General features: G+C 63.4%; 26 protein-coding genes. 18 read left to right on the top strand and 8 right to left on the bottom strand.

Annotated features, from left to right (window positions below):
• The first annotated feature begins 45 nt into the window (after nucleotides 1-45).
• Nucleotides 46-747, top strand: coding sequence for a peptide-methionine (S)-S-oxide reductase MsrA (gene msrA, locus FHS92_RS11205; protein ID WP_221231015.1), 702 nt, complete (start codon nucleotides 46-48; stop codon nucleotides 745-747).
• A 76-nt stretch (nucleotides 748-823) separates the two neighbouring features.
• Nucleotides 824-1588 carry a methyl-accepting chemotaxis protein gene (locus FHS92_RS18560; protein ID WP_184080619.1) on the top strand — a complete coding sequence of 255 codons (765 nt, stop codon included), beginning with the start codon at nucleotides 824-826 and terminating at the stop codon, nucleotides 1586-1588.
• Between the two features lie 20 nt (nucleotides 1589-1608).
• Here the strand turns inward: FHS92_RS18560 and infC are convergent, their stop codons facing one another.
• Together infC and thrS are read right to left on the bottom strand one after the other, a co-directional pair.
• Nucleotides 1609-2145 carry a translation initiation factor IF-3 gene (infC, locus tag FHS92_RS11195; RefSeq protein WP_184080617.1) on the bottom strand — a complete coding sequence of 179 codons (537 nt, stop codon included), beginning with the start codon at nucleotides 2143-2145 and terminating at the stop codon, nucleotides 1609-1611.
• 140 nt (nucleotides 2146-2285) lie between these two features.
• Nucleotides 2286-4280 (bottom strand): threonine--tRNA ligase, encoded by a 1995-nt coding sequence (gene thrS, locus FHS92_RS11190; protein ID WP_184080948.1) that lies wholly within the window; start codon nucleotides 4278-4280, stop codon nucleotides 2286-2288.
• Nucleotides 4281-4466: 186 nt separating this feature from the next.
• Between thrS and FHS92_RS11185 the strand changes: the two genes are divergently transcribed.
• Genes FHS92_RS11185 through FHS92_RS11170 form a run of 4 tightly spaced genes read left to right on the top strand, consistent with a single transcriptional unit; the run spans nucleotide 4467 to nucleotide 8352 of the window.
• A complete protein-coding gene (locus FHS92_RS11185) occupies nucleotides 4467-5546 on the top strand; it encodes a YjgN family protein (protein WP_184080615.1) in 1080 nt (359 codons plus the stop codon).
• 6 nt (nucleotides 5547-5552) lie between these two features.
• Nucleotides 5553-6677 (top strand): M48 family metallopeptidase, encoded by a 1125-nt coding sequence (locus tag FHS92_RS11180; RefSeq protein WP_184080614.1) that lies wholly within the window; start codon nucleotides 5553-5555, stop codon nucleotides 6675-6677.
• 38 nt (nucleotides 6678-6715) lie between these two features.
• Nucleotides 6716-7471, top strand: coding sequence for an alpha/beta fold hydrolase (locus FHS92_RS11175; protein WP_184080612.1), 756 nt, complete (start codon nucleotides 6716-6718; stop codon nucleotides 7469-7471).
• Nucleotides 7468-8352, top strand: a complete 885-nt coding sequence (locus FHS92_RS11170) for a tetratricopeptide repeat protein (RefSeq protein ID WP_184080609.1) — start codon at nucleotides 7468-7470, stop codon at nucleotides 8350-8352. Before FHS92_RS11175 ends, FHS92_RS11170 begins: the two co-directional genes overlap by 4 nt.
• 4 nt (nucleotides 8353-8356) lie before the next feature.
• Here FHS92_RS11170 and FHS92_RS11165 read toward each other — a convergent pair whose 3' ends face one another.
• A complete protein-coding gene (locus FHS92_RS11165) occupies nucleotides 8357-9067 on the bottom strand; it encodes an SIMPL domain-containing protein (RefSeq protein ID WP_425506246.1) in 711 nt (236 codons plus the stop codon).
• 96 nt (nucleotides 9068-9163) lie between these two features.
• On the opposite strand from FHS92_RS11165, the gene FHS92_RS11160 reads away from it, so the two are divergent.
• Genes FHS92_RS11160 through FHS92_RS11130 form a run of 7 tightly spaced genes read left to right on the top strand, consistent with a single transcriptional unit; the run spans nucleotide 9164 to nucleotide 15232 of the window.
• Nucleotides 9164-9583 carry a VOC family protein gene (locus FHS92_RS11160; RefSeq protein WP_184080605.1) on the top strand — a complete coding sequence of 140 codons (420 nt, stop codon included), beginning with the start codon at nucleotides 9164-9166 and terminating at the stop codon, nucleotides 9581-9583.
• A 1-nt stretch (nucleotide 9584) separates the two neighbouring features.
• Nucleotides 9585-10310 carry a hydroxyacylglutathione hydrolase gene (gene gloB, locus FHS92_RS11155; RefSeq protein ID WP_184080603.1) on the top strand — a complete coding sequence of 242 codons (726 nt, stop codon included), beginning with the start codon at nucleotides 9585-9587 and terminating at the stop codon, nucleotides 10308-10310.
• A gap of 53 nt (nucleotides 10311-10363) precedes the next feature.
• Entirely contained in the window at nucleotides 10364-11008 is a 645-nt protein-coding gene (locus tag FHS92_RS11150; RefSeq protein WP_184080601.1) for a phosphoribosylanthranilate isomerase, read from the top strand.
• Complete coding sequence (trpB, locus tag FHS92_RS11145) at nucleotides 11005-12237, top strand: tryptophan synthase subunit beta (protein ID WP_184080599.1); 1233 nt, start codon at nucleotides 11005-11007, stop codon at nucleotides 12235-12237. Before FHS92_RS11150 ends, trpB begins: the two co-directional genes overlap by 4 nt.
• Complete coding sequence (trpA, locus tag FHS92_RS11140) at nucleotides 12234-13049, top strand: tryptophan synthase subunit alpha (protein WP_184080597.1); 816 nt, start codon at nucleotides 12234-12236, stop codon at nucleotides 13047-13049. Before trpB ends, trpA begins: the two co-directional genes overlap by 4 nt.
• Nucleotides 13046-13897, top strand: coding sequence for an acetyl-CoA carboxylase, carboxyltransferase subunit beta (gene accD, locus FHS92_RS11135; RefSeq protein ID WP_184080595.1), 852 nt, complete (start codon nucleotides 13046-13048; stop codon nucleotides 13895-13897). Before trpA ends, accD begins: the two co-directional genes overlap by 4 nt.
• Nucleotides 13898-13909: 12 nt before the next feature.
• Entirely contained in the window at nucleotides 13910-15232 is a 1323-nt protein-coding gene (locus tag FHS92_RS11130) for a bifunctional folylpolyglutamate synthase/dihydrofolate synthase (protein WP_184080593.1), read from the top strand.
• Nucleotides 15233-15235: 3 nt separating this feature from the next.
• Here the strand turns inward: FHS92_RS11130 and FHS92_RS11125 are convergent, their stop codons facing one another.
• The gene (locus FHS92_RS11125; RefSeq protein WP_343056722.1) at nucleotides 15236-16912 is read right to left on the bottom strand and encodes an AmpG family muropeptide MFS transporter; all 1677 of its coding nucleotides are present in this window, start codon (nucleotides 16910-16912) and stop codon (nucleotides 15236-15238) included.
• A 113-nt stretch (nucleotides 16913-17025) separates the two neighbouring features.
• On the opposite strand from FHS92_RS11125, the gene FHS92_RS11120 reads away from it, so the two are divergent.
• The 4 genes from FHS92_RS11120 to FHS92_RS11105 all read left to right on the top strand — a co-directional run bounded on the left by FHS92_RS11120 (nucleotide 17026) and on the right by FHS92_RS11105 (nucleotide 20595).
• Entirely contained in the window at nucleotides 17026-18132 is a 1107-nt protein-coding gene (locus tag FHS92_RS11120) for a pseudouridine synthase (RefSeq protein ID WP_246351945.1), read from the top strand.
• Complete coding sequence (gene rsmD, locus FHS92_RS11115; RefSeq protein WP_184080591.1) at nucleotides 18132-18671, top strand: 16S rRNA (guanine(966)-N(2))-methyltransferase RsmD; 540 nt, start codon at nucleotides 18132-18134, stop codon at nucleotides 18669-18671. The genes FHS92_RS11120 and rsmD overlap by 1 nt, the downstream gene beginning before the upstream one ends.
• 150 nt (nucleotides 18672-18821) lie before the next feature.
• The gene (locus FHS92_RS11110) at nucleotides 18822-19160 is read left to right on the top strand and encodes a P-II family nitrogen regulator (protein WP_184080589.1); all 339 of its coding nucleotides are present in this window, start codon (nucleotides 18822-18824) and stop codon (nucleotides 19158-19160) included.
• Nucleotides 19161-19173: 13 nt separating this feature from the next.
• Entirely contained in the window at nucleotides 19174-20595 is a 1422-nt protein-coding gene (locus FHS92_RS11105) for an ammonium transporter (RefSeq protein WP_184080943.1), read from the top strand.
• A gap of 123 nt (nucleotides 20596-20718) precedes the next feature.
• Here the strand turns inward: FHS92_RS11105 and cysS are convergent, their stop codons facing one another.
• From cysS to cobT, 3 genes are read right to left on the bottom strand one after another with little or no spacing between them, the layout of a single operon-like run.
• Entirely contained in the window at nucleotides 20719-22197 is a 1479-nt protein-coding gene (gene cysS / locus FHS92_RS11100) for a cysteine--tRNA ligase (RefSeq protein WP_184080587.1), read from the bottom strand.
• A 37-nt stretch (nucleotides 22198-22234) separates the two neighbouring features.
• On the bottom strand, nucleotides 22235-22768 hold the full coding sequence (locus FHS92_RS11095) for a CcdC protein domain-containing protein (protein WP_184080585.1): 534 nt from the start codon (nucleotides 22766-22768) through the stop codon (nucleotides 22235-22237).
• Between the two features lies 1 nt (nucleotide 22769).
• Nucleotides 22770-24596: a cobaltochelatase subunit CobT gene (cobT, locus tag FHS92_RS11090; protein WP_184080941.1), complete on the bottom strand. Its 1827-nt coding sequence runs from the start codon at nucleotides 24594-24596 to the stop codon at nucleotides 22770-22772.
• Between the two features lie 386 nt (nucleotides 24597-24982).
• Between cobT and FHS92_RS11085 the strand changes: the two genes are divergently transcribed.
• Nucleotides 24983-25546: a PEPxxWA-CTERM sorting domain-containing protein gene (locus tag FHS92_RS11085; protein WP_343056721.1), complete on the top strand. Its 564-nt coding sequence runs from the start codon at nucleotides 24983-24985 to the stop codon at nucleotides 25544-25546.
• Between the two features lie 76 nt (nucleotides 25547-25622).
• Here FHS92_RS11085 and cobS read toward each other — a convergent pair whose 3' ends face one another.
• Entirely contained in the window at nucleotides 25623-26627 is a 1005-nt protein-coding gene (cobS, locus tag FHS92_RS11080; protein ID WP_184080581.1) for a cobaltochelatase subunit CobS, read from the bottom strand.
• Nucleotides 26628-26648 lie beyond the last annotated feature (21 nt).

The following is a 26648-nucleotide window of genomic DNA, read 5'->3' as shown; positions in this document are numbered from 1 at the left end:
ATAGGTGCGAGCGCCTATATCCCTGACCATTATGGGAGCATGCGCATGATCTCTACATTCAAACCTGGCTGGTCGAAGCGGATTTCGGGTGGCTTTCTGGCCGTTTTGGGAAGCTTTGCCGCGACGGCGTCCTGTTCCCATGCGGAGACGGTGGTCGTCGCCCCGGTGCCGGCCCTCGATACAAAGGCTGACGGCAAGTTGCAGACCGCCTATTTCGCGGGCGGCTGTTTCTGGGGCGTCGAGGGTGTGTTCAGCCATGTCAAAGGCGTGCGGTCGGTGCAATCCGGCTATGCCGGGGGGCCGCGCGGGCGCAAGGTAGATTATGAGCAGGTGAGCACCGGGCGTACCGGCTTCGCCGAGGCGGTCAAGGTTGTCTATGATCCCGCGCGGGTCAGCTACGGCACGTTGATGCGGGTGTTCTTTTCGGTCATCACCGATCCCACGACGCTGAATTATCAGGGGCCAGACCATGGCACGCAGTATCGCAGTGCGCTGTTCCCCACCACTGATGAGCAGGAACGGGCGGCGCGCAGTTATCTCGCGCAGCTTGGCAAGAGTGGGCTCTGGAATGGCACGATCGCCACGCGCGTCGAGCCGTTCACTGGATTTGTGACGGCCGAGGGCCACCACCAGAACTTCATGGCTAACAATCCGCGCCACGGATATATCACGCGCTGGGACGCGCCCAAACTGGCGGCGTTCAAACGGCTTTATCCCGCGCTTTACGATAACCGGACGGCACCCTGACCGTATATCGGTATTTGGCTCTCGGTTCGCCGCAGCGTTAAATCGGCCTTAACCAAGGCGGTGAAAAGGATTGCACATGAACGATGCAGTCACCACCGCCGAGCCCGAGACAACCGACCGCACGCAGGCCGCCTGGCAAGCGATATGCCGATCGCAAGCGGTAATCGAATTTGATCCGTCCGGCACGATCCTGTGGGCAAACGACGTATTCCAGGGCGTCATGGGCTATTCCCTCTCCGAAATGCAGCACCGGCACCACCGCATGTTCTGCGTGGACGGATATGCGAGCTCGCCGGACTATGCGGCGTTCTGGCAGCGTCTGCGCGATGGGCTGTTCGAGGGCAGCCTGTTTCGTCGGCGCCATCGTGACGGGGGAGACGTATGGCTGCAGGCGACCTATAATCCGGTGTTCGACGATGCAGGCCGGATCGTCCGCATCATCAAGATCGCGACGGACATGACCCGCAGCGTCGAGCTGGAACGGGAAGTGCAGGCGCGGCTCGAGGAAACGCAGCAGCTCCATAACCAGATGGAAGCGCGGGGCCAGGCGCTCGAACGGGCGATCGGGAGCCTGTCGTCCATCGTGGGGTCGATCCGGGACATCGCGGCGCAGACCAAGCTGCTGTCGCTCAACGCCACCATCGAGGCTGCAAGGGCCGGGGAAGCGGGACGCGGCTTTGCTGTCGTCGCCACGGAGGTCAAGAACCTGGCCGGGGCCACCCACAACGCCACCGAGCGCGCGGCCATGATCGCAGCGACTGAGCTGGCACTCTGGAACGAAGGGTTGGAAACCCGGTCTATACCTCGGAAGGACGATCCCTTACGCCTTATCGCGGCGTAAGAATCTCATTTCTCAAGCGGTCACCCCTTGGGGGAGAGCACCATCAGCATCTGGCGGCCTTCCATGCGGGGATAGGCTTCCACCTTGGCGACCTCTACCACATCTTCGGCGACGCGCTGGAGCAGGGCCATGCCCAGCTGCTGGTGCGATAGTTCACGTCCTCGGAACCGCAGGGTGATCTTCACCTTGTCGCCTTCCTCGATGAAATCATTCACCTTTTTCATCTTCGTATCATAATCATGATCGTCGATGTTCGGACGCATCTTGATCTCCTTGATCTCCTGCGTCTTCTGGGTTTTGCGAGCAAGATTGGCCTTTTTCTGGGCCTCGTACTTGAACTTGCCGATGTCGAGGAACTTGCAGACCGGCGGGTCGGCGTTGGGAGAAACTTCGACGAGATCCAGGCCGACTTCCGCCGCCTGTTCGATCGCTTCGCGTGTGAACATCACGCCCAGATTTTCGCCTGCTTCATCAATCACACGCACTTTCGGAACGGTGATGAACTCATTGTAGCGGGGGCCGGATTTCGGCATTGGCGCCAGTGGGCGGCGCATCATGGGGGGACGTATAGCGGTATCTCCTAAAACATTAACGAACATTGCGGCTTTTAACGGCTTTTGGTGCGCACGAAAAGGGGGCATCGCACGGGACGCACCCTATGTCAGCCCCTTTGTCGCACGCGGGTGTCGGCGGGGCCTCACGATATATCGGGCGGCAGCGCCTGCTTTGCAAGGGACGCGACCGCGTCATCGAGCGAAAGGACGCTCTGTCCGCCCTCCGCGCCCAGCGTGCGCAAGGCAATGGTCGACTCGTCCGCCTCCCGCTTGCCGACGACCAGCAGGTTGGGGACCTTGGCCAGGCTATGCTCGCGCACCTTGTAATTGATCTTCTCGTTGCGCAGGTCGATTTCGGCGCGGATGCCCGCCGCTTTGAGCTTTTCGACCACGGTTCGCGCATAATCGTCGGCGTCGGACACGATCGTCGCCACGACTGCCTGAACGGGCGCGAGCCAGAGCGGCAATTTGCCCGCGAAATGCTCGATCAATATACCGATGAACCGCTCATACGAGCCGAAGATCGCACGGTGGAGCATCACCGGTCGGTGCTTTGCGCCGTCTTCCGCGACATAGCTGGCGTCCAGCCGTTCCGGCAGCACGCGGTCCGACTGGATGGTGCCGACCTGCCACGTCCGGCCGATCGCGTCGGTCAGGTGCCATTCGAGCTTGGGCGCATAAAAGGCGCCCTCGCCGGGCAGTTCTTCCCAGCCATATTCCGGCGTGGCGAGCCCCGCCGCAACGACAGCCGCGCGTAGTTCGTTTTCCGCCTGATCCCACATCGCGTCCGTGCCAAACCGCTTCTCCGGGCGCAGCGCCAGCTTGATGGAGTAGGTAAAGCCGAAATCCTTGTAGATGCGGTCAGACAGCGCGCAGAACGCCCGCACTTCGTCGACGATCTGGTCTTCGCGGCAGAAGATATGCGCGTCATCCTGCGTAAACTGACGGACCCGCATGAGGCCGTGCAGCGCGCCGTGCGGCTCGTTACGGTGGCAGCAGCCATTCTCGTAGATGCGCAACGGGAGATCGCGATAGGATTTGATGCCCTGGCGAAAGATCAGCACATGCGCCGGGCAGTTCATCGGTTTCAGCGCCATCCAGTCGGCCTCGCCTGAGATAACCGGGCCTTCGTCTTCGGTGTTGGGCACCTCATCGGGGATGACGAACATGTTTTCCCGATATTTTCCCCAGTGCCCGGACTGCTCCCACTGGCGCGCGTCCATGACCTGCGGGGTCTTCACCTCGCGATAGCCCGCGCCGTCGATCGCGCGGCGCATATAGGCCTCCAGCTCGCGCCAGATGATATAGCCCTTGGGGTGCCAAAAGACGCTACCATGCGCTTCCTGTTGCAGGTGGAACAGGTCCATGTCCTGCCCGATGCGCCGATGGTCGCGCTTGGCCGCTTCCTCCAGACGGAAGAGATGCGCGTCGAGCTGCTTCTTGTTCAGCCAGCCGGTGCCGTAGATGCGGCTGAGCATCGCGTTCGTCTGATCGCCGCGCCAGTACGCGCCGGACACGCGCATCAGCTTGAACGCCTGCGGGTCGAGCTTGCCGGTCGAGGCAAGGTGCGGGCCGCGGCACATGTCGTACCAGTTGTCGCCCGACCAGTAGACCGAAAGTTCCTCGCCGTCCGGCAGTTCGGCCGCCCATTCCGCCTTGAAGCTTTCGCCCGCCGCGCGCCATTGTGCGATCAATGCATCGCGCGCGACCACTTCGCGGCGCAATGGTTTGTCGGCCGCGATGATCTCCCGCATTTTCGCTTCGATCGCGGGCAGATCTTCGTCCGTGAACGGGCGCTCGGCGGGTGCGAAGTCATAATAGAAGCCGTCCTCGGTCGAGGGGCCAAAGGTAATCTGTGTGCCGGGAAACAGCACCTGCACCGCCTCGGCCAGGATATGCGCGAAGTCGTGGCGCGCCAGTTCCAGCGCGTCCGCTTCATCCCGCGCGGTCACCAGCGCCAGCGATGCGTCAGCATTGAGCGGACGGGAAATATCTACCAGCTCGCCGTCGACGCGCGCCGCGATCGCCGCCTTGGCCAGGCCCGGACCAATGCTCGCCGCGATCTCCGCCGGAGTAGTGCCGGACGCGACTTCGCGCACGGAACCATCGGGCAGGGTAATCGAGAGCAGGACGGACATGACGGATCTTCTCTGGTTGAAACGGATCATCCCGCGCCCCTAAAGGCGCAAGACCGATCGCCGGTCCTTAATGGGGCGGCGGGGGCTGTCAACAGGAAGCATCCGATTCGGCGGGGTTCACCCGTCTTCCGCTTGACTCGCGATGCGATCCCTCGTTGATTGCGGCTGGGGAAGAGGGGGCATATTATGGAAGAGCAACAGCACAGCGCGTTCGGTTTCGACGGGAGCTGGAAGGGCTATGCGCCGATTGCGTTCACCAATCTGCTGCTGATGATTGTGACGCTGGGTATCTACCGCTTCTGGGCAACCACGCGGACCCGCCGCTATCTCTGGTCGCACAGCCGCTTTATCGATGATCGGCTGGAATGGACGGGGACGGGAAAGGAACTGTTTCTTGGGTTCCTGATGGTGATCCTGATTTTGGGCCTGCCGTTCTTCATCCTCCAATTCGGGGCGCGGGCGCTGGTGATGCGCGGGCATGCAGGAATTGCAGGACTGCTGGGTTTTGCGTCGTTTCTGGTGATTTTCTACTTCGTCGGCATCGCGCGTTTCCGGGCTCTGCGCTATCGACTGGGCCGCACCTATTGGCACGGCATCCGGGGTGGCAGCGATGATGCGGGCTGGAGTTACGGCTGGTCCTATATGTGGAAAACCATCGTCGGCATGATGGCGATTTACCTGCTGGTGCCCCGCGCGATGATGTCGCTGTGGAACGAGCGATGGAACGCCATGAGCTTTGGCCCGCATGCATTTGAAAGCAAAGGTGATTATCGTCCCGCGTTCAAACGCTATCTGATGTTTTATCTCCTACCGTTGATCATCCTCGGCTGCGGAATTGTTTTCGCGATGTTTGTGGGTGTCGGCAGTATTATGATGGGGGGAGGAGCGCCAGGGGGGTCTCCGATCGGGGCGCTACTTGGCGTCCTGTTCGGTGTCGGCATTTACGGACTGTTTCTGTTCATCGGCCTGTCCTTCTATGCCATCTTCATCCGGGAAGCCGTTGGTGGTCTGTCTTTGGCGACATTGACCTTTGCGTTCGACGCCAGCACGAAGGACTGGGTCAAGCTCTTCCTTGGTGACATTGCGCTCGTGATTGGCACGTTGGGTATCGGGGCGATATTCCTGCAATACCGCCACTGGAAGTTTTTCATCACCCATCTGGAGGCCTATGGCGATATTGATCTCGACAGGCTGACGCAGTCGGATACGAAGCTCTCCAAGCATGGCGAGGGACTGCTCGATGCGCTGGATGTCGGGGCGTTCTGACCGGCGATGCCCTTAACCGAAAGGATCGAAGCGCACCCGTGGCATTATGACGGCCGCAACGCCAACCGCTGGACGCCGCTGCTTGTTGGGGACGTCGAGACGTTCACGCTGAAGGGCGAGGGGTGGGACGCCGGGCCTTACTGCTGGGCGGACCTGATCGCGCTCGATGCGCCTGCGGGTGAGCATGTCTTCGGCTTGAAGGACGAGCAGGGGTGGCGGCTGGGTTTTCCTGGCGCGTTGCCGGAGGATCTGGCGGCTTTGCTTCCCAAGCCCGCGCGCTATGGCGGTTTCATCGACCGGATTGGTCTGGGCAGGGCAAGTGCCGTCCTGGCAATGGCGGCGGCGGCCGTGGTTTTCGTCGGCGTCAAGGCGCCCGGCTGGATCGCGCCGCTCGTCCCGCAGAGCTGGGAAGACACAATGGGCGACGCGATGGCGGGTGATTTCGGCGGGCGGATCTGCCACACGAAAGAGGGAACTCCGGCCCTGCGCGCGCTCGTCCGCCAACTGGATCCGCACGGGACGGCGCGGTCGATCGAAGTCGCCAATATCGGCATGGTCAATGCTGTCGCCTTGCCCGGACGGCGCATCGTGCTGTTTCGCGGCCTGGTCGAGCAGGCGGAATCGCCCGATGAGGTGGCGGGCGTGCTGGGTCATGAACTCGGCCATGTGCGCCATCGCGATACGCTGACCGCGATGATGCGGCAGCTGGGACTGAGCGTCGTGCTGGGCGGCATGGATGGGTCGACGGGGAGCCAGGTGAACGCCGTGCTGGGGCTGAGTTTCAGTCGCGATGCCGAGCATCAGGCCGATCTCGCCGCGATCGATGCGATGCGCGCCTCGGGCATCTCGCCGGTGCCAACCGCGGCCTTTTTCGCGCGCATGGGTGGGGAAGAGGCGCCCGCAAAGGCCAAAGGAAAAGCCAAGTCGACCACGCAGCCCGGCCGGTCGATAGAGGCGCTGGACTGGTTTGCCAGCCATCCCTCGTCCACCAGCCGTCAGCAATTGTTCGCGAACGCGGCCGAAAAAGGGCGGCGTTATCGACCGGCGCTGGCCGCAGACCAGTGGCAGGCGCTCCAGAAAATTTGCAGCGCGGACAAGGCCGTTAAGCCAGGCTTTGACTTCGGCTTCTAAGCCGCTAGTCGGGAGCTTTCCTGTCCTGTGGTGCGTCCATGACCGATCTCCTCCCTGCCTTGCCGATCGACTATCGCGTGCGGCCCGATGGCGTACGGCTCGCTTGCCGTTTCATTGATGGCGCGGGTCCGCTGCTTGTGTTCCTGCCCGGCTATCTGTCGGACATGGAGGGAAGCAAGGCACAGGCGGTGCTGGCGTGGGCGCAGGAGCGCGGCCGGGCGTGCCTTCTCCTGGACTATTCGGGCTGTGGGTCGAGCGACGGCGCGTTCGAGGACGGATCGCTGACAGTGTGGCGTGACGACGCGCTGTTCCTGATCGGCCAGTTTTGGGACGGGCCCATCCTGCCGATCGGATCGTCGATGGGCGGCTGGCTTGCGCTGCTGGTGGCGCTGGCCATGCCGGAGCGCATCGCGGCGCTGATCGGTATCGCCGCCGCGCCGGATTTTACCGACTGGGGTTTCGACGCGGAACAGAAGGCGGAACTGCAGGCGAAAGGCCGGATCATGGAGCCGTCCGACTATGGCGATCCCTATCTGACGACGCTGACATTCTGGGCATCGGGCGAAGCGAGCCGGCTTCTCGAGGCTCCGATTGCGCTCGATTGCCCGGTGCGCCTTCTGCACGGGCAGGGGGACGGGGTGGTCCCATGGACAATCGCCACACGGCTGGCGGCCCGGCTGCGTTCAGACGACGTACAGCTGCTGCTGGTCAAGGATGGCGATCACCGCCTATCGAGGGAAACCGATATTTCCTTGCTTTTGAACCTTATAGACGGGCTTGTGAAGACATTATGATCATTGCTGCCCTCCTGCTCCTCCAGGGCTATTCGCCCGAGACCGAGGCGGTGATGAACCGGTCCAGGCAACAGGCGCAGGAGCGTCGCGCGGCGACGTCGTCCGCTCGCGGGACAAAAGCCGGAGGGGAGGGGGCGACGGGTTCGCTCGTCGCCCTGCCGCTGCCGCCCGAGGTCGCAGCGCGGTTGCAGGCCTGTCTTGACACCGCGATTGCCGATCCGACCGAAGGCGCGAAGGTGGCTAGCGAATGGGCGCTGGCGGGCGGCAGCTATCATGCCGCGCAATGCCGGGGCTTTGCCTTCTCCCGCGCGGAGCAGTGGGATCAGGCCATCACCGCATTCGATGCCGGGGCGGCGGAGGCCGAGAAAGCCGAGTCGTCTCTGGATGCTGCGCGCCTGTGGGTGCAGGCGGGCAATGCGGCGCTCGCCGGCGGGAAGCCAGATAGCGCGCGCGGCTATTTCGATGCGGCGCTGGGGCATGGACTGCCCGATGGTTTGCCCAAGGGGGAAGTCTATCTCGACCGCGCCCGGGCGAATGTCGCGCTCGATGATCTGATGGCAGCGCGCACGGACATGGACGTGGCGCTGAACCAGGCACCGCAGGATCCGCTGGCCTGGCTGCTGTCGGCAACGCTGGCACGACGGATGAACGATCTTGTCCGCGCCAAGGCCGACATCGCACGCGCGGGACAGCTCTCGCCCGACGATGCATCCGTGGCGCTGGAGACAGGAAATGTCGCGATGCTGACGGGCGACGAGGCGGCAGCCCGCGCGGCGTGGACAAAGGTGCAGACTATCGCGCCCGACAGCGAGCAGGGAAAGGCCGCACGGGCGGCGCTGGCGCAGCTCGGCGCGGAAGCACCGGTCCCGCAAAAGCCATAGCGGGCTACTTCAGGTAGAAATCTACCGTTGTGACCACGCGGACCTTCTTGAACGGCGTGTCGATGCCGCCGCCCGACTGTTCCCCATCGCGCGCATCGATCGAGAAATAACCCTGCGTAGCGCTTTTGATACCGCCGACGCCGGTGCCGCTATCCTGCGCGAACTGCTCGGCCGACTTGCGGGCGTCCTTGGTGGCCTCTGCGACCATCTCGGGCTTGACGTCGTTCAGGCGGGTGAAGCTGTAGACCATGTTCGACCCTTCCTGCATGGTCACGCCGCGCCGGACGAGATCGAACTGGCGGGCGACCGCGCGCTGCGCCCGCGCGATGTCGGTGGTGCGCAACTGCATGCGCTGGTTGATCGTGATCGTGTTGACGCCGTTGTTGTAATATTGGTTGACGCCCCCGCCGCCCGCTTTCAGTTCCTCGGGCTTGAACCCCAGTTCGGTGAAATAGGCCTGCAACGCCTTGGTGCTCGCGTCGATGTCGGCGCGCACGGTCGGCATGTCGAAACCCGTCGCGCTGTAGGTGATCGTCCAGGTGGCAAGATCGGCCGTCACGTCCTTTTCGGCGAGGCCGCGCACCGTGACCGACCGATCCGCCTGCCGCGCCCGCGTCAATCCGTCGCCCAGCAGATAGCCGCCGGTAATCATCCCGACGGAAAGCACCGCCGCACTCGCCAGAACGACGTAATGCTTGTTCTCTGTCCAGCTCATCCCCATAGTCCCATTGTGTTGTGCCCGGCGCCTTATCGACGTCTGGCATAGGATTTAACCGATGAACGTCTGCTGACGAAGGACGATTTGCCACTCATGCCCAAATATCTGCACACCATGATCCGCGTGACCGATGTCGATGCCACGATTCGCTTCTTCGAATTGCTCGGGCTGCAGGAGGTCGACCGCAAGGAGAGCGAGAAAGGACGGTTTACGCTCGTGTTCCTGGCCGCTCCGGGCGACGAGGACGCACAGGTCGAGCTGACCTATAACTGGGATCCGCAGACCTATTCGGGCGGGCGTAACTTCGGGCATCTCGCTTACCGGGTGGAAAATGTCTATGAAACCTGCCAGCGGCTGATGGACGGCGGCGTGACGATCAACCGCCCGCCCCGCGACGGTCATATGGCATTCGTGCGGACGCCGGACGGCATTTCGATCGAATTGTTGCAGGAGGGCGACGCGCTGGAGCCCGCTGAGCCCTGGGCGTCGATGCCCAACAGCGGAGAGTGGTGAGATGTCACTCCAGATCGCCTGCGTTCCCGTCCTCAGCGACAATTACGTCTGGCTGGTGCATGACGCGGTCGTGGGGGAAACGGTGGTGATCGACCCGGCGGTGGCCGAACCGGTGCTCGCTGCCGCACAGGAGCGGGGATGGGCGATCACCCAGATCTGGAACACGCACTGGCACCCCGACCATGTTGGTGGGAACGCGGCGATCAAGGCCGCCACGGGCTGCAAGGTTACAGGGCCGAAAGCAGAAGCGGGTAAGATCGACACGCTCGATGTCATGGTGAGCGAGGGGGATGTCGCCACCATCGGTGGATTGCGGGCCGAAGTGTGGGATGTTCCTGCCCACACCGCCGGGCATATTGCCTATTATCTGTCGAGCGCAGGCGTCATCTTCGTGGGCGACACGCTGTTCGCGATGGGATGCGGTCGCCTGTTCGAGGGGACGGCGGCGCAGATGTTCACGAACATGCAGCGTTTTGCGGAGCTGGACGGCGAAACACGGGTCTATTGCGCGCATGAATATACCACGTCGAACGGGCGTTTTGCGCTGGCCATGGATCCGGACAATCGCGCGATCCAGCAACGTATGGAAGATGTGGCAGCGACCCGCGCACGAGGAGAGCCGACCGTGCCGACGACCATTGGGCTGGAACGGGCGACCAATCCGTTCATGCGGGCGAACAGCATTGAGGAATTGGCCGAACTGCGCAGCGCCAAGGACAATTTCTGATCGGCGCACGCAGGGCGTTTCCCCCTGCGCCGATTAAAGGCTAAAGCGCAGCGATGTCTCGACTCGCAATCAAGATCTGCGGCCTTTCCACGCCGGACACGCTCGATGCGGCGATTGGCGCGGGTGCGAGCCATGTCGGGTTCGTGCATTTTGCGAAAAGTCCGCGCCATGTGGAGGCGGATCGTCTTGCGGCTTTGCTGGACAGGGCGCCGTCCCACGTCAAGACGGTCGGCGTGGTCGTCGATCCGGATGACGCGACGCTCGATCATCTGCTGCGCGCTGGACGGCTCGATGCGCTGCAACTGCACGGCAAGGAAACGCCAGAGCGGCTGGCGGCTATCGCCCGGCGGTACGGCGTTGCGGTCTGGAAAGCTGTTGCGGTCAAGACGGCCGAAGATATCCGCGCCAGCGGCCTGTATCGCGACGTGGCGGATCTGATTCTGTTCGACGCCAAGACGCCGGACGGCGCGGATCTGCCGGGAGGCATGGGCCTGCGCTTCGACTGGACGTTGCTGCGCGATTATCGCGCCGCCGGTCCCTGGGGCCTGTCGGGCGGGCTGGATCCGCATAATGTCGCCGAAGCGGTGCGGATTTCGGGGGCACCGCTCGTGGATGTTTCTTCCGGCGTCGAGAACGCGCCCGGCATCAAGGATATGGACAAGATCGTCGCCTTCTGCAAAGCGGTCCAGCACATATGACAGTCATCAACAGCTATCGCAATCAGCCCGACGAGCGCGGGCATTTCGGTCAATTTGGCGGACGCTATGTCGCCGAAACCCTCATGCCGCTGATCCTCGATCTGGAGCGGGAATATCGTGCCGCCAAGGCCGATTCGGAATTCGCGCGCGAGTTCGAGTGGTTGCTCGAGCATTATGTGGGGCGGCCGAGCCCGCTTTATTATGCGGAGCGGCTGACCGAAACGCTCCGGGAAAGCGCGCCCGACGGCAAAGGCGCGCAGGTCTGGTTCAAGCGCGATGAGCTCAATCACACCGGCGCGCACAAGATCAACAACTGCATCGGGCAGATCCTGCTCGCCAAGCGGATGGGCAAGACGCGCATCATCGCGGAGACCGGCGCGGGCCAGCATGGTGTGGCGACGGCGACGGTGGCGGCGCGCTTCGGCTTGCCCTGCGTCATCTACATGGGCGCGCGCGACATGGAGCGGCAGCAGCCCAATGTGTTCCGCATGAAGCTGCTCGGTGCCGAAGTGATCGGCGTCGAAAGCGGTGCGCGGACGTTGAAGGACGCGATGAACGAGGCGCTGCGCGACTGGGTCGCGAATGTGCACGACACATTCTACATCATCGGTACGGCGGCGGGGCCACATCCCTACCCGGAACTGGTGCGCGATTTTCAGAGCGTGATCGGCAAGGAAGCCAAGGTGCAGATGCAGGCGCAGGCGGGCCGTCTGCCCGATCTGCTGGTTGCGGCGATCGGTGGCGGGTCCAACGCGATCGGGCTGTTCCATCCGTTTCTCGACGACGCCAGCGTGCGGATGCTGGGGGTTGAGGCGGCGGGCCATGGCATTGAGAGCGGCGCGCACGCGGCTTCGCTGGCCGGTGGCGCGCCAGGCGTGCTCCATGGCAACAAGACATATCTGCTGCAGGACGACGACGGGCAGATCGCCGAAGCGCACAGCATTTCGGCCGGGCTGGACTATCCGGGCATCGGGCCGGAGCACAGCTGGCTGCGCGATATCGGCCGGGTCGAATATACGTCGGTGACCGATACGGAAGCGCTCGACGCGTTCCAGTTGCTGTGTCGGACGGAAGGGATCATTCCGGCGCTCGAACCCTCCCATGCCATTGCGGCGGTGGCGCGGGTGGCGCGGGAGATGGATCGCGACCAGATCATCTGCGCCAATCTGTGCGGACGGGGGGACAAGGATATCTTCACCGTGGCCGAAGCGCTGGGGGTGGCAATATGAACGATCGGCTTTCTGCCCGGTTCGCGGCGTGCAAGGCGCAGGGCCGCGCGGCTCTCGTCACCTTCGTGACCGGTGGCGATCCCACGCCTGGCGATACGGCTGCCGTCCTCGATGCGCTGGTCGCGGGCGGGGCCGATGTGATCGAGTTGGGCATGCCCTTTACCGATCCGATGGCGGATGGTTCGGCGATCCAGCTTGCCAATTTGCGCAGCCTCGGTTCGGGCACCAAAACGGCCGATCTCTTCGCGATCGCGACGGCGTTCCGGCAGCGCCATCCGGATGTGCCGCTGGTGCTGATGGGCTATGCCAATCCGATGATCCGGCGCGGCGCGGACTGGTTCGCCGCTCAGGCGAAGGCGGCGGGCGTCGATGGTATTATCTGCGTCGATATTCCGCCGGAAGAAGACGCGGAACTCGGCCCGGCGCTCGACGACGCTGGCGTCCATATGGTCCGCCTTGCGACCCCGACGACGGATGCGGCGCGCTTGCCGCAGGTGCTCGATGGCGCGAGCGGTTTTCTCTATTATGTCTCTGTGGCTGGGATTACTGGCAAACAGCAGGCGGCCACTGCCAGCATTGAGGAAGCCGTCGCGCGGCTCAAGGCGTCGGCGGGGGATCTGCCCATCGTCGTCGGTTTCGGTGTGCGGACGCCGGAGCAGGCGGCTGCCATCGGCCGGGTCGCGGACGGGGTTGTTGTCGGTTCGGCGATCGTCGATATCGTTGGCAGCCATGGCAATCAGGCGGCGCCCTATGTGCAGGCCTATGTCGCGTCGTTGCGCGGCGCACTGGAAACACGGGAGAAGGTCGCATGAGCTGGATCAACCGGGTTCGCAACGCAATTCCGTTTATCGCGAAGAAGGAAACGGCCGATACGCTCTGGCACAAATGCCCGGGCTGCGGCCAGATGGTGTTCACCAAGGAGTGGGAAGAAAACCAGTCCGTCTGCCCCAAATGCGACCATCATGGGCGCATCGGACCGGCCGACCGCTTCCGGCAAATCTTCGACGAAGGCAGCTTTCGTTTGCTGCCGACGCCGCAGGTGCGTGAGGATCCGCTGAAATTTCGCGATACCAAGAAATATGCCGACCGCATCAAGGCGGCGCGCGCCGCGACAGGCGATCATGATGCGCTGATCACCGCATTCGGCACGCTCAACAAGGTGCCGGTCGTCATCGGCGTGCAGAATTTCGCTTATATGGGCGGGTCGATGGGTGTCGCGGTCGGGGCGGCGTTCGTGCAGGGCGTGCAGGAGGCAATCACCCACAAATGCCCCTATGTGATCTTCACCGCTGCTGGGGGCGCGCGGATGCAGGAGGGAATTCTCTCGCTGATGCAGATGCCGCGCGCGACGGTCGCGATCCGCAAATTGCACGATGCCGGGTTGCCCTATATCGTGGTGCTGACCGATCCGACGACGGGCGGGGTCACAGCGAGCTATGCGATGCTGGGCGACGTGCAGATCGCCGAGCCCAACGCGCTGATCGGCTTTGCGGGGCAACGCGTGATCGAAAACACCATTCGCGAAAAGCTGCCCGAAGGGTTTCAGCGCGCCGAATATCTGCTCGCGCATGGCATGATCGACATGGTCGTGCACCGCCGTGACCTTCGGGAGACATTGGGCCAGGTCATCGATTATCTGTGCCACAAGCGCGCCGCATAGGCGGCGGGCGCCATGGCCGACCATGCCGTTTCCGACGATCCCGCCGTGCAGGCGCAGCTTGACCGTCTCTCCAGCCTGTCGCCGGGCGCCGACATATTGGGACTGGAGCGTATTACGCGGCTGCTCGTGGCGCTGGGTAATCCGCACCGGGCGCTGCCGCCGGTGTTTCATGTCGCTGGAACCAACGGGAAAGGTTCGACTTGCGCGTTTCTGCGCGCCGCGCTCGAAGCCGACGGAAAAAGCGTGCATGTGTACACATCACCGCATCTGGTGCGCTTCAATGAACGGATCCGCATCAACGGCGCGTTGGTTAGCGATGCTTTGCTGGCCAGCTCGCTGGAGCGGGTTCTGGACGCGGCTGCGGATATTGGCCCCAGCTTTTTCGAGGCGACGACGGCCGCCGCCTTTCTCGCCTTTGCCGAACATCCCGCCGACGCCTGTATCATCGAAGTGGGATTGGGTGGACGGCTCGACGCGACCAATGTGATAGAGCGACCAGCAGTATGCGGTATCACGCATCTCGGGCTGGATCATCAGGCGTTTCTGGGCAACACCGAAAAGTCCATTGCAGCCGAAAAGGCCGGCATCGCCAAGCAGGGCGTGCCGCTGGTCACCGTGAAATATGAACCCGAGGTCGCCGGAGTAATCGCGGCGAAGGCGGCGGAGGTCGACGCGCGGTGGCTTGCGATGGGCAATGCGTGGGACGCCGTGGTCTATCGTGAGCGGCTCCATTACCGTGACGAGCATGGCCGGATCGAGACGCCGCTGCCCCGGCTTTCCGGTGCACATCAGCCGATGAACGCCGCACTGGCGATCGCGATGCTGCGCCACCAGAGGGTTGTGCCGGTGAGCGAGGCGGCGATCAAGGCCGCGCCGCTGTGGGCACACTGGCCTGCCCGCCTGCAACGGCTGGAGGATGGTCCGCTGCTTCGTGCGTTGGGCGCGGAAGGGCGCGCTGTGTGGCTCGACGGGGGCCATAACCCCGCCGCAGGCGAGGTGCTTGCGAATTTCATGGCGCAGGAGCAGGTCGGCGAGGGAACACTGACCGTCTTGATCGGCATGCTGGCCAACAAGGACATGGCGGGCTTCGTTGCGGCGCTGCGCCCTTATATCGGCCACGTCCACGCCGTTCCGATCGATGGCCACGCGTGCCACGCACCGGCGGACATTGTGGCATGGATGCGGGCGTTGGGCGTCGAGGGCCATGCGCATGACGATATTGGCTCGGCGGCGCGTGCGATTGGCGCGCGTGGCGACAATGGGCCGCTCCTGATCACGGGATCGTTGTATCTTGCAGGGCAGATCCTTGCCCTTAACGAGCAGTTGCCCGACTGATCGTCAGGCCGCCCGCTCCCCCCGGCTTCCGCGCATCCATTCCAGTACGCAGAGGACGACTGCGATCCCGCCCAGCGCGGTGGTGAACAGGAACACGGCATAATAGCCCTGCGTCTCGATCATCTTGCCCAGCGCACCGCGCCCGAGCGTGCCGACCAGAAAGGTAAGCGAGGACAACAGCGCATATTGGACGGCGCTGTAGCCTTTGGACGTAATGGACGAGAGGTAGGCGACCAGCGCGGCGCCGGCGAGGCCGCCCGCGATATTCTCTCCGCCGATGGCCAGCATGAGCTTGGCCATGCGCTCGTCCCCCCCGAAATGTTCGACCGCCCAGGTGAACCCCGTGGCACGGGCCGTCGCGGCCATCACCGTGCCTCCGGTCGAGAGATCCGCATAAAGCAGGTTGGTGAGCGCCGCCGTGATCGCGCCGAGCGTCATCGTCGCCATGCGGCCGACCGTTGCCATCATGACGCCGCCCAAGGCGACCCCCAGCATTAGCGCGCCGACGCCGAAAAACTTCGACGCGACCGCCATCTCGCTCTTGGTGTAACCCAATTCGTCCAGATAGAAGGGCGACGCGAAGGAGCCCCAGATCGTGTCAGTCAGGCGGTAGGACAGTACGAGGGCGAGCACCAGCACAGCGGCCCAGCCAAGCCGCCCCATGATATCGATCAACGGCAGGATCAGGGCGCGATAGCCATGGTCCATCGCGCGGTCTGCGAGAGTGCGGGCGGGTTCGGGATGGTCGAGGACATGGCGGCCGTTCGCTTGCATTCGCGCCAGCACGGCGGCGATGATCGCCGGGATGACCACCGTCGCCAGCACGATGATCGGCCCCTGCACCTTGATGAACGATGCCGAGTCCGGCCGGTCCGCCTTGTCGAGCGCGAGCGAGGCGATCATGTAGTAGAATACGATGCCGAGCGAAACGGCCCAGAAGGTGCCAACCAGCCCCAGCGCCGCCGCGCGGATTTTCGGGTTGAGCTGGCCGGGCTGGCGCAGCACTTCGGGCGCGCCCGCCACAACGGCGGCGGCTTCACTGTCGGGCGCGAAGAGGCTGGCGAAACCGACGACCAGCAGGATAACGCCCATCAGCGTGTAGACCGGCATCCACCCCCAAGCGTCCGCCATGAACAGCGAGAGCGCGCCGCCCACCAGCACCGCCGCGCGATAGCCGAGCTGGAACACGGTGGAGAGCGTATCGAGCGTGGCTTCCTCGTCCGCCACATCCACGCGCCACGCATCGATGACCACGTCCTGCGTAGCCGACGCCAGCGCTCCGACCCCGGCGAACAGCGAAAACAGGCCGATCGCCGCATTGGGGTCCATCTGCGCCATACCGATCAGCATGATGCCCAGCAGGATCTGCGCCGACACGATCCATTGCTTGCGCCGCCCGATCCGCACCAGACCGGGGATCGACAGCCGGTCGAGCATCGGCGACCACAAAAACTTGAACGCGTAGGCCAGGCCGATGAGCGAAATAACGCCCATGGTTTCCAGATCGACCTTGGCATCCGTCAGCCATGCGGTCAGCGTGCCGAGCAGCAGCGCATAAGGCAGGCCCGATGAAAATCCGAACAGGGTCATATACCCCGTCTTGCGGTTGTTCAGCGACCCCGCCAGATGCCGTATGCGGCTTCCCCAGCCACGACCGGGCGCTTCTTCCTGACGTGCCAAATGATGTCCCCTCGCGACAGTGTTGTTGCGGTTCTAGCGCAAATCTCCGCACTGGCTAGTCCCGGTGGCGTCCGCCGGTTGCTTAACATCGGCAAGTGATGCATGGGCGGAGAATGCCGCCGCCCCGCAAGCCCAGAAAGCCATTCGGCAAGCCCGATGACCGTCGCCCCGCGCGGGAGGACGGCAAGCGTCCGTCGCGCGCGAAAAGTGAAGACCAGAAGGCGTCCGATGCCTGGGGGGTTGCGATGGCCCGTCCGGTGCGAAAAGCGCCGGATAACAAGGCGAAAGGCAACACGCCCAATGGAGAGAGGGCACGCGGGCGGACCGCGGCGGGGGGCGCCAAACCCCCGTTAGAAGGCCGACGACCGCAGGGCTCCGCCGCCGCTATGGGGGAGCGCCCGCCACGCATGGTCCGTAAACCGCGCGCGCATGCACCGCAAAAACCCGTTACCAATCCGCATCCCGCCCGTGCCGGTGCCGTGAGCGGCGAAGGGCCGCAACGGATAGCCAAGCTGCTCGCGCGCGCCGGGGTCGCTTCACGCCGTGAGGTGGAGCGGATGATTGCCGAGGGTCGGGTGGCGCTCGCTGGCGCACTGATCGATACGCCCGCGACCCTGCTGTCCTCGCTCGCGGGGGTGACGGTCGACGGCAATCTGGTCGCGGAACCGGAAGAGGCGCGGCTGTTCCTGTTCCACAAGCCGCCGGGCTATCTGACGACCGAGCGGGATCCGGCCGGACGGCCGACAATCTACGATCGGCTGCCCGCCGATCTGCCGCGCGTCATGCCGGTCGGGCGCCTCGACATGAACACCGAAGGGTTGCTGCTGCTCACCACGGATGGCGGGTTGAAGCGGCAGATGGAGCTCCCCTCCACCGGGGTCGAGCGGTCCTATCGCGCGCGCGCGTTCGGCGAAGTCAGCCAGACGCAGCTCGAGGAACTGATGATGGGCGTGGAGGTCGAGGGCATCCGCTATGGGCGCATCGACGCCAATCTGGAACGTCGCACCGGCCGCAACCAGTGGATCGAGATGACCCTCACCGAAGGCAAGAACCGCGAAGTGCGGCGCGTGCTCGAACATCTGGGACTGAAGGTCAACCGGCTGATCCGCACGCGGTACGGGATCTTCGAACTTGGCGATCTGCCACCCGGGGCGGTGGTCGAGGTGCGCCAGCATGAGCTGGAACTGTTCCGCAAATCGCTGAAGCAGCGGGGCGACTGATGCGGATCATCGCGGGGACATGGCGCGGGCGCCCGCTGGTCGCGCCCAAGGGGGATACGACACGGCCGACCGCCGATCGCACGCGCGAAGCGCTGTTTTCGATGCTGACGAGCCGTCTCGGCAGCTTCGAAGGGCTGGCGGTCGCCGACCTGTTCGCGGGATCGGGCGCTCTGGGGCTGGAGGCGCTTTCGCGCGGCGCGGCCAGCTGTATCTTCGTCGAACAGGATCGCGCCGCAACGGACGCGTTGCGGGTCAATGCGGAAAAGCTGGGCGTGAAACCGGACATCCGGGCGACTTCAGTGTTGGCTCTGGGAAGTGCACCCGCGCCGCTTGATCTGGTGATGATGGACCCGCCTTATGGCACGGGCGCGGGAGCCGTCGCGCTGGACAAGCTGGCGCGGCTGGGCTGGATCGGGCCGCATAGCTGGGTCAGCATCGAGACAGACCGCCGCGAGGATATTGAAGTAAAAGGCTTTGCGCTGGATGTCGTGCGCGACATCGGTAAGGCGCGCATCCACATTCTGCGTGCGGAAAGCTGACCTGCACAAAAAACGTGCAGATTCGCCGCGTTGCACAAAGAATCGGCGGCCAGCCGTTCTGAGGACAGGTTGAAGGCCCCGTTAACCGGTCGTTAGGAAATTGGCACGGCTTTTGCATCATTTCGCCTGCACACCAGAAAAGGGGGCGACATGAAACTCATCATGGCTATCATCAAACCGTTCAAGCTGGACGATGTCCGCGAGGCTCTTTCCTCGCTCGGCGTTGCGGGCATGACGGTGACGGAAGTAAAGGGCTTTGGCCGCCAGAAGGGCCAGACCGAAATCTATCGCGGTGCCGAATACAGCACCAACATGGTTCCCAAGATCAAGATTGAGGTCGTCTGCGACGACGCCCTCGCTCCTCGTGTCGTCGAAGCCGCGCAGCAGGCCGCCAACAGCGGCGCGATCGGCGACGGCAAGATTTTCGTTCTGGATGTCGGTCAGGCCGTGCGTATCCGCACCGGCGAAACCGGCGAAACCGCGCTCTAAGAAGGGGGGAATGATGACGTTTTCCAAGAAACTTGGCGGCGCGATGGGGGCCATTGGCGCTTCCCTGCTTACCGCTGCGCCCGCATGGGCACAGGCTGCCGGCCCGATAAAGGCTCCGACAGTCGAACAGATGGCGACGATGGTCAACAAGGGCGACGTGTCCTGGATGCTCGTTTCGTCGGTCCTGGTGCTGATGATGTCCATCCCGGCACTCGCTCTGTTTTACGGCGGCCTCGTCCGCACCAAGAACATGCTCAGCGTGCTGATGCAGGTGTTCATGATCGTGTCCGTTGCCGCGCTCGTGTGGTGCTGCTGGGGCTATTCCATGGCCTTTACCAGCGGCAGCCCGTTTGTCGGCGGCTTCTCCAAGGCGTTCCTCATGGGCGTTTCCGGCACAACTTATGCCGCGACGTTCAGCAATAACGTCTATCTGCCCGAATTCGTGTTCGTGATTTTCCAGATGACCTTCGCCTGCATCACGCCGGCGCTGATCGTCGGTGCGTTCGCGGAGCGCGTGAAATTCTCGGCGCTGATTGTGTTCGTGGTGGCATGGCTGACGATCGTCTACTTCCCGATCGCACACATGGTGTGGTACTGGGCGGGCCCCGACTTCCTGGCGGATGCGCCGACCGACTACGGCTATCTCTGGGGCATGGGCGCTCTTGACTTCGCTGGCGGCACCGTGGTGCACATCAACGCCGGTATCGCGGGCCTCGTGGGCTGCGTCATGATCGGCAAGCGTATCGGCTTCCCCAAGGAACCGATGGCTCCGCACTCGCTGACGATGACCATGATCGGCGCCAGCCTGCTGTGGGTCGGCTGGTTCGGTTTCAACGCCGGTTCCAACCTCGAAGCCAACGCGGTAACGGGCGTGGCGTTCATCAACACTTTCGTTGCCACGGCAGCCGCCGCGGTCGCCTGGGCGCTGGTCGAACAGTTCCACCACGGCAAGGCTTCGTTGCTGGGTGCATGCACCGGTGCAGTGGCTGGTCTGGTCGCGATCACTCCGGCATCGGGCTTTGCGGCTCCGATGACCTCGATCGTGCTTGGTTTCGTCGTGTCGCCGATCTGCTACCTCTTCGTCACCAAGGTGAAGAGCGCGCTCGGCTATGACGACAGCCTCGACGTGTTCGGTGTGCACTGCATTGGCGGCATCATTGGCGCGATCGGCACCGGCATCGTCGCGGACCCGGCGCTCGGCGGCCAGGGCTTCTTCGACTACACCGTCTTCCCGGCGGGCGTCGGCGCCTATGACATGGGCGCGCAGGTCATCACGCAGATCAAGGCGGTGCTGGTTACGCTCGTGTGGTCGGGTGTTGGTTCGGCCGTGCTGTACTTCATCATCGACAAGACGATCGGCCTGCGGCCCTCGGCGGACGATGAGTTGCAGGGTCTGGACCTGTCCAGCCACGGCGAACGCGCTTACAATTATTGAGAGATTGGGCGGCGGCCCGGCGAGAAAAAGCCGAGTCGCCTCCCTCACATTGTTCCTCCTGCGAACGCTCCTGGGCCGGTGCCAAGTGCACCGGCCTTTTTGTGTGCATCACGTTCGGAAAGGTTAGTCGGTCTGGACGGACCATTCCCAGCGGAGCGGGTCGCCGTCCATCACCTCGACGCCCTGTGCCGTGAGGCGATCGCGGATCGCATCGGACGTGGCGAAGTCCTTGGCGGCGCGAGCCTGCTGCCGCTCGTCGAGCGCGGCTTCGATGTCCGCTTCGGTCAGCATGGCTGATTTGGGCCGGATGCGCAGATCTTGGCGGGAGAGGGTCGGGAGGTTGAGGCCAAGAACGGCGTCCATCGCGGCGATGGCTGTCAGTTGTTGGCCGAGATCGACCTTCTTCAACCCGATGAGCGATTCCAGCAATGTCAGCCCGACAGCGGTGTTGAGGTCGTCAACGACCGCTTTGTCGAAACTGTCCAGCAACGAGGAGATTGCAGGGACTTCGGGCACGAAAGATGCTGAAACGAGTTCAGCATGACGGGACTGGAGGGCGCGGACCGCCATCACCATCCGCTTCAACCGGGTCAGCGCGGCGGCGAGATTGTCCCAGCTGAACTCCAGCTCGCTGCGATAATGCGCCTGAAGGCAGAGCATGCGGTAGGCGAGGGGGTGGAAACCCCGGTCGATGAGCAACTGGACGCGCAGGAATTCGCCCGACGACTTGCTCATCTTGCCTGACCGGTCGATCAGGAAATTGTTGTGCATCCACATGCGCGCGCCGGAATGCTCCGCGCAGTCGAGGGACCCACAGCCGGTAATTGCCTGATTCTGCGCGATCTCGTTCGGGTGATGGATCTCGCGGTGGTCGATGCCCCCGGTGTGGATGTCGAAGGGCAGACCGAGCAGCGCCTTGCTCATCACCGAGCATTCGAGATGCCAGCCCGGCGCCCCGCGACCCCAAGGCGAGTCCCATTCCATCTGGCGCTTTTCGCCCGGCGGGGTCTTGCGCCAGATCGCGAAGTCGGCGGCGTGGCGCTTGCCCTCGACGGCCTCGATCCGGCCTTCGCCTTCCTCGGTCGCGGCGCGGGCGAGGCGGCCGTAATCGGCGACTGTCGACGTGTCGAAGTAAAGGCCGCTCTCCAGCTCGTAGCAATGCTTGTCGGCGATGGACTTCGCGAAATCGATCATCTGCGGCACATAGTCGGTGGCGATCGACCAGTGCGCGGGCTGGCGGATATTGAGCGCCTTGATGTCGTCCCAATAGGCCTGCGTGTAATGTTTCGCGATGTCCCAGATGGATTGCGCCTGCTGTGCGGCCATCTTCTCCATCTTGTCCTCACCCGCGTCGGCATCGTCGGTCAGGTGGCCGACGTCCGTGATGTTGATGACGTGGGTGAGTGTATAACCCTTGTAGCTCAGCACACGGCCCAATGTGTCGGCAAACACATAGGCGCGCATGTTGCCGATATGGGGATAGTTATAGACCGTCGGGCCGCAGGTGTAGACGCGTGCCTCACCCGGATGAATGGGAACGAACGGTTCGACCTGGCGGGTCAGGCTGTTGAACAGGCGGAGCGGATGCGCATCGTTGGTCATGCGCGCTGCATGATGCGGACGGGCCGGAAAATCAACTTTAAGGTGACGGGACCCGTTCCTCATGTCGTCTTAGCAAGCGCCGCGCCCGTATGTGCATCGCCACGGGATAGGCGATCACCATGCCCAGGACGAAGACCAGCGAGCCGCACACCGCGCGGATATCTCCGTGGCGTACAGCATCAATGCCCATGCCGAAATATTCACGGCTGACCTGACGCATCAGTCCGATCGGCAAGAGCAGGAGAAGGGCGCTGGCGGAGATGCTGACCATGATGCGGCGCGCGTTATGATCGTACCGCAGGGAGGAAGCATAAGCGCGCAGCACGCCGGTGGCGGTTCCAAGCGCCACCATCACCGCAAATACGCCATAATCGCTCCCGTGAAACGGCGCGTGCGGCTGGAGATAGAGGAGCGGCAGGATGATCGCGGTCATGACGACCGGAAAGCGCCACAACCGATCGGTATGCAAATGCCGTTCCTTTCGGCGGCGCCACCCCCAGACCAGCAGGGCGACAATCAGCAGGCCGCCGATGGCATAGGCCCAGGGCATCAAGTCCGGCGGGACGTGCATCTCAATCCTCGTCGAACAGACCCGCGAGCTGTTCCACCATAGTACCACCCAATTGCTCGGCATCCATGATCGTGACGGCGCGCTTGTAATAGCGGGTGACGTCGTGGCCGATGCCGATCGCGACAAGCTGGACCGGTGAGCGGTTCTCGATCCATTCGATCACCTGCCGCAGGTGCCGTTCCAGATAGCTGCCGCTGTTGACGGAGAGGGTCGAATCGTCGACCGGGGCGCCATCGGAGATGACCATCAGGATGCGGCGCTCTTCATGCCGGGCGATCAGGCGGCTGTGCGCCCACAACAGGGCCTCGCCGTCGATATTTTCCTTGAGTAGCCCTTCGCGCATCATGAGGCCGAGGCTGGTGCGCGCGCGGCGCCAGGGCTCATCGGCCTTTTTGTAGATGATATGGCGCAGGTCGTTGAGGCGGCCGGGCAGCGGCGGGCGACCGGCGGCAAGCCAGTCTTCGCGCGACAGGCCGCCCTTCCACGCGCGGGTGGTAAAGCCGAGGATCTCGGTCTTGACGCCGCAGCGCTCGAGGGTACGGGCCATGATGTCCGCACTGATCGCCGCAATGCTGATCGGTCGCCCGCGCATCGATCCGCTGTTGTCGATCAGGAGGGTGACGACGGTGTCGCGGAATTCGGTTTCCCGCTCGATCTTGTAGGAAAGCGAGCGGGTGGGATCGATGACGATGCGGGCAAGGCGGGCGGCGTCGAGCATGCCTTCGTCCTGATCGAAATCCCAGCTGCGCGCCTGTTGCGCCATCAGGCGGCGTTGCAGGCGGTTGGCAAGTTTGGTGACCGCGCCCTGAAGGCTCGCCATCTGCTGGTCGAGGAAACCACGCAGGCGCGTCAGCTCGTCGGGGTCGCACAGGTCGGTCGCCGAGATAATTTCGTCGTGCGCGGTCGTATAGGCGCGATAGTCGAAACCGGGCGGCAGGTCCGACATCGGCCGGTTGGGGCGCACGGGCATCATGCCGTCTTCGCCCATATCGCCATCGTCCTCGTCGCTGGTGGCGTCGAGATCGTCGCTATATTCGTTCTCGCCCTCGTCGCTTTCGCCCTGGCTTTCCTCGCCGCGCGCCTCGGTCGTCGAGTCGTTGTCGCCGACCTCTTCGTCGCCCTGATCGCCTTCGTCCTGTTCGGCGGTTTCCTCGTCGCTGTCTTCGTCGCCGGTCTCGTCGTTCGGCTCGGGCGGGGCTTCGGTGTCGATCAGGGCGAGATGTTCGAGCAGGCTGGTGGTGAGCTGCTGAAACGCGCGCTGATCATCGAGAGCGAGCGAAAGTGCATCCAGATCGCTGCCGGCGCGATCCTCCACCCATTGCCGCACCAGAGACACACCCTCGGTTGCGGTGGCTGGTATGGATTCGCCAGTCAGCCGCTCGCGCACCAGCAGCGAAATGGCGGTGGAGAGCGGCACCTCATCGAACCCGCGTGCGCGGATGATCGGATCGGACTTCAGGCGCATGTCGAGGGCATGCGCCAGATTGTCGCGTACTCCCGCCATGGCGCGCGCACCGATCGCCTCGACCCGCGCCTGCTCGACGGCGTCGAACACGGCACGCGCCGTCGGCTCGGGCGGCGCGGCGGCGTTGTGGAGCGCGGGATTGTGGTAGCGCATCCGCAGCGCGTTGGCGTCGGCAAAGCCGCGGGCGAGAGCGACCTGATCGGCCGGAAGGTTGCGGCCGGGGGTGGGCACCTTCACGGACTTGCCGACCATATGCGGAGTGTCCGCAGAAAAGGCGACCTCGACCTCCGCGTCACGCGATAGGGCGCGTGCGGTACCGGAAAGGACGGCCTTGAAGGCATCGAGCGGCGTTTGTTTCGACATGATCCCGGGCTGCGCGAGCCGCTTGCCCAAGTCAAGGGGGCGTGAAGGCATCGTGCGTTTATCCGGGAGGTGCGATGGTTAAGAGTGCAGAGCAGGTTCGCTCGCGCCTGCACAATCTGCCGCGCTTGCTAAGACCATTAACCTATATTTTTCAAGGATATCTCAAAACTGTGCCAAAGTTGCACACGCAAAATCAAGGGGTTGTGAGAATGCGCAATAGACGTATTAGGAATTTGTAAAGCAAATCAAAGAGTCGCACCGGCATCCAATTGTTAAAGGGAATGGTTATGAAAAAGTATCTTCTGTCGGCGAGCGCTGCTCTTTCTGCTTTGGTAGCAGGCACGTCCGCTCATGCAGCTGTTCAGGTCTGCACTGGCGCGAATTGCGTGGCGACCAGCGAAAATGTGCTTATCAACGCAAACAGCACCCCGTCTCTGTTCGCCACCGGCCAGACCGAGACGAGCAATGTGAGCGTGTTGTTCACCAGCCTGACGGATCTGGTTGTGGCGCCGTCTAATGGTCAGTCGCGCATCCGCGGCGCGTTCGGTAGCCCACTTAACAACATCAATTTCAACCTGCTGGGCGGCGCGACGTTCAAGACCGCCGAGTTCAACCTGTTTCCTCAACCGGGTAACCAGGCGCTCGAAGCGACGTCGGTATTGATCTCCTACTTCAATCCGCTGCTCAACATTTGGGGCACGCACAGCATTAACACCAATGGCCAGAACTTCCTGGGCATCTACGGGGACGCGGGTGAAATATTCACCGGAATCAGCATCACAACCAACCCGATATTCACGGGCTTTGAGGATCTCCGTCAGGTCCGGCTGGGCGGCATCTCGACCGCTGCAGTGCCTGAGCCCACAACCTGGGCGATGATGCTGGCCGGTTTTGGCGCCATGGGTGTGGCCATGCGCCGTCGCCGCAAGGTCGCCGTCAGCTTCGCCTGATAGGCCGCAACAGATCTGAAAAAGGGCGGCCCGCAAAGGCCGCCCTTTTTGTTTGGGCAATCGGGATCTGAATCCGTTAGCCCTTGCCGACGACGCTTTCGGGCAGATCCTTGTTGAACACGCGCTGGAAATATTCGGCGACCAGCGGGCGCTCGGCCTCGTCGCATTTGTTGAGGAACGACAGGCGGAACGCGAAGCCGACATCCTTGAAGATCAGCGCGTTCTGTGCCCAGCTGATGACCGTGCGCGGCGACATGACGGTTGAGATATCGCCATTGATGAATCCCTGTCGGGTCAATTCCGCGACCTTGATCATCTGCTCGACTTCCTTGCGGCCGCCCTCATGGTCATATTCGCCCGACTTGGCGAGCACGACCTGTGCCTCGACCTGCGCGGGCAGGTAATTGAGCGCAACGACGATATTCCAGCGGTCCATCTGGCCCTGGTTGATCTGCTGCGTGCCATGGTAGAGACCCGACGTGTCACCGAGGCCCACGGTGTTGGCGGTCGCGAACAGACGGAAATAGGGGTTGGGCCGGATCACGCGGTTTTGGTCGAGCAGCGTCATCTTGCCGTCGGTTTCGAGCACGCGCTGGATGACGAACATCACGTCCGGGCGCCCCGCGTCATATTCGTCGAACACGAGGGCGACCGGGCGTTGCAGCGCCCAGGGGAGCAGACCTTCCCGGAATTCGGTGACCTGTTGCCCGTCCTTCAGGACGATCGCGTCGCGCCCCACGAGATCGATACGGCTGATATGCGCATCGAGGTTGATGCGGATGCACGGCCAGTTGAGCCGCGCGGCAACCTGCTCGATATGGCTCGACTTGCCGGTGCCGTGATAGCCCTGCACCATGACGCGGCGGTTGTACGCAAAGCCCGCGAGAATCGCGAGCGTCGTGTCCGGGTCGAACACATAGGCCGGGTCGATATCCGGCACGCGTTCGTCGGCTTCCGAGAAAGCGGGGATCATCATGTCGATGTCCACACCAAACAGGTCGCGCGCATTGACCTGCTTGTCGGGCGCGTCGAGCAGCGTTTCGGTCCGCATATCGGGGCTGGTGTTGGGGATGTCGGTCATGTTCGGGCCTTAGAATTTCCA

Origin of the sequence: Sphingobium subterraneum, from assembly GCF_014199435.1 — a bacterium.
GTDB classification, from domain to species: Bacteria; Pseudomonadota; Alphaproteobacteria; order Sphingomonadales; family Sphingomonadaceae; genus Sphingobium; species Sphingobium subterraneum.
Note: the sequence above shows the minus strand (reverse complement) of the source record. Positions and strands in the feature narration are given on the sequence as shown.

Excerpts from the sequence above, each read along its gene's own strand:
- trpA (WP_184080597.1), top strand. The coding sequence starts at position 12,234 with ATGAACGATCGGCTTTCTGCCCGGTTCGCGGCGTGCAAGGCGCAGGGC.
- FHS92_RS11095 (WP_184080585.1), bottom strand. The coding sequence starts at position 22,768 with ATGCACGTCCCGCCGGACTTGATGCCCTGGGCCTATGCCATCGGCGGC.
- FHS92_RS11185 (WP_184080615.1), top strand. The coding sequence starts at position 4,467 with ATGGAAGAGCAACAGCACAGCGCGTTCGGTTTCGACGGGAGCTGGAAG.
- FHS92_RS11130 (WP_184080593.1), top strand. The coding sequence starts at position 13,910 with ATGGCCGACCATGCCGTTTCCGACGATCCCGCCGTGCAGGCGCAGCTT.
- cysS (WP_184080587.1), bottom strand. The coding sequence starts at position 22,197 with ATGACCAACGATGCGCATCCGCTCCGCCTGTTCAACAGCCTGACCCGC.
- infC (WP_184080617.1), bottom strand. The coding sequence starts at position 2,145 with ATGATGCGCCGCCCACTGGCGCCAATGCCGAAATCCGGCCCCCGCTAC.
- rsmD (WP_184080591.1), top strand. The coding sequence starts at position 18,132 with ATGCGGATCATCGCGGGGACATGGCGCGGGCGCCCGCTGGTCGCGCCC.
- msrA (WP_221231015.1), top strand. The coding sequence starts at position 46 with ATGATCTCTACATTCAAACCTGGCTGGTCGAAGCGGATTTCGGGTGGC.
- accD (WP_184080595.1), top strand. The coding sequence starts at position 13,046 with ATGAGCTGGATCAACCGGGTTCGCAACGCAATTCCGTTTATCGCGAAG.
- FHS92_RS11170 (WP_184080609.1), top strand. The coding sequence starts at position 7,468 with ATGATCATTGCTGCCCTCCTGCTCCTCCAGGGCTATTCGCCCGAGACC.
- thrS (WP_184080948.1), bottom strand. The coding sequence starts at position 4,280 with ATGTCCGTCCTGCTCTCGATTACCCTGCCCGATGGTTCCGTGCGCGAA.
- FHS92_RS11120 (WP_246351945.1), top strand. The coding sequence starts at position 17,026 with ATGCCGCCGCCCCGCAAGCCCAGAAAGCCATTCGGCAAGCCCGATGAC.
- gloB (WP_184080603.1), top strand. The coding sequence starts at position 9,585 with ATGTCACTCCAGATCGCCTGCGTTCCCGTCCTCAGCGACAATTACGTC.
- FHS92_RS11175 (WP_184080612.1), top strand. The coding sequence starts at position 6,716 with ATGACCGATCTCCTCCCTGCCTTGCCGATCGACTATCGCGTGCGGCCC.
- FHS92_RS11180 (WP_184080614.1), top strand. The coding sequence starts at position 5,553 with ATGCCCTTAACCGAAAGGATCGAAGCGCACCCGTGGCATTATGACGGC.
- cobT (WP_184080941.1), bottom strand. The coding sequence starts at position 24,596 with ATGTCGAAACAAACGCCGCTCGATGCCTTCAAGGCCGTCCTTTCCGGT.
- FHS92_RS11110 (WP_184080589.1), top strand. The coding sequence starts at position 18,822 with ATGAAACTCATCATGGCTATCATCAAACCGTTCAAGCTGGACGATGTC.
- trpB (WP_184080599.1), top strand. The coding sequence starts at position 11,005 with ATGACAGTCATCAACAGCTATCGCAATCAGCCCGACGAGCGCGGGCAT.
- FHS92_RS11165 (WP_425506246.1), bottom strand. The coding sequence starts at position 9,067 with ATGAGCTGGACAGAGAACAAGCATTACGTCGTTCTGGCGAGTGCGGCG.
- FHS92_RS11150 (WP_184080601.1), top strand. The coding sequence starts at position 10,364 with ATGTCTCGACTCGCAATCAAGATCTGCGGCCTTTCCACGCCGGACACG.
- cobS (WP_184080581.1), bottom strand. The coding sequence starts at position 26,627 with ATGACCGACATCCCCAACACCAGCCCCGATATGCGGACCGAAACGCTG.
- FHS92_RS11160 (WP_184080605.1), top strand. The coding sequence starts at position 9,164 with ATGCCCAAATATCTGCACACCATGATCCGCGTGACCGATGTCGATGCC.
- FHS92_RS11105 (WP_184080943.1), top strand. The coding sequence starts at position 19,174 with ATGACGTTTTCCAAGAAACTTGGCGGCGCGATGGGGGCCATTGGCGCT.
- FHS92_RS18560 (WP_184080619.1), top strand. The coding sequence starts at position 824 with ATGAACGATGCAGTCACCACCGCCGAGCCCGAGACAACCGACCGCACG.